Source organism: Geodermatophilus sp. SYSU D00779 (genome assembly GCF_054050595.1).
The window spans coordinates 1-685 of record NZ_JBJGZQ010000076.1; the positions used below are offsets into that span (position 1 = coordinate 1).

The 685-nt window shown below is 78.1% G+C and carries 1 protein-coding gene; it reads right to left on the reverse strand.

Going from position 1 to position 685, the window contains the following annotated elements; genetic code table 11:
* Positions 1 to 685: Asd/ArgC dimerization domain-containing protein (locus ACI79G_RS24975; RefSeq protein WP_456883724.1), on the reverse strand; the 685-nt coding region annotated here is incomplete at both ends.

Consider the following 685-nt stretch of genomic DNA (forward strand, 5'->3'; position numbering starts at 1 on the left):
ACGCCCACCGGCCGGCCCGCGGCCTGGGAGAGGGTCTGCACCATCTCCGGCGTGTGCCGGTGCGCCCCACCCACGCCGTAGGCGCTCACCGACCCCATCACCTCACTGCCCAGCAGGTGCGGCTTGGCCGCCTTCCCCGCCCCCGAGGTCCCCGACGCCGCGACCACCACCACCTCGGGCTCCACCAGCCCGGCCGCCAGCGCCGGGGCCAGCGCCAGGCTCACCGAGGTCGGATAGCACCCGGGCACCGCGATCCGCCGGGCACCGGCCAGCCGCGCCCGCTGCCCGGGCAGCTCCGGCAGCCCGTAGGGCCAGGTGCCGGCGTGCGCCGAGCCGTACCAGCGCGCCCACGCCGCCGGGTCGCCCAGCCGGTGGTCGGCGCCGCAGTCGATCACCAGCGTGTCGGCGGGCAGCCGCGCGGCGATCGCCGCGGACTCCCCGTGCGGCAGCGCCAGCACCACCACGTCGTACCCGGCCAGGTCCTCCACGCCGCTGGGCCGGACCTCCAGGTCGGCGAAGGGCAGCAGGTGCGGCTGCAGCTCCCCCAGACGGCGCCCGGCACTCGAGTTGGCGTGCACCCCGGCCAGCGCCAGGTTCGGGTGCCCGGCCAGCAGCCGGCACACCTCACCCCCGGCGTACCCGGTGGCGCCGGTGACCCCGACCGTCCACGTCCGCGCTCCGCTCA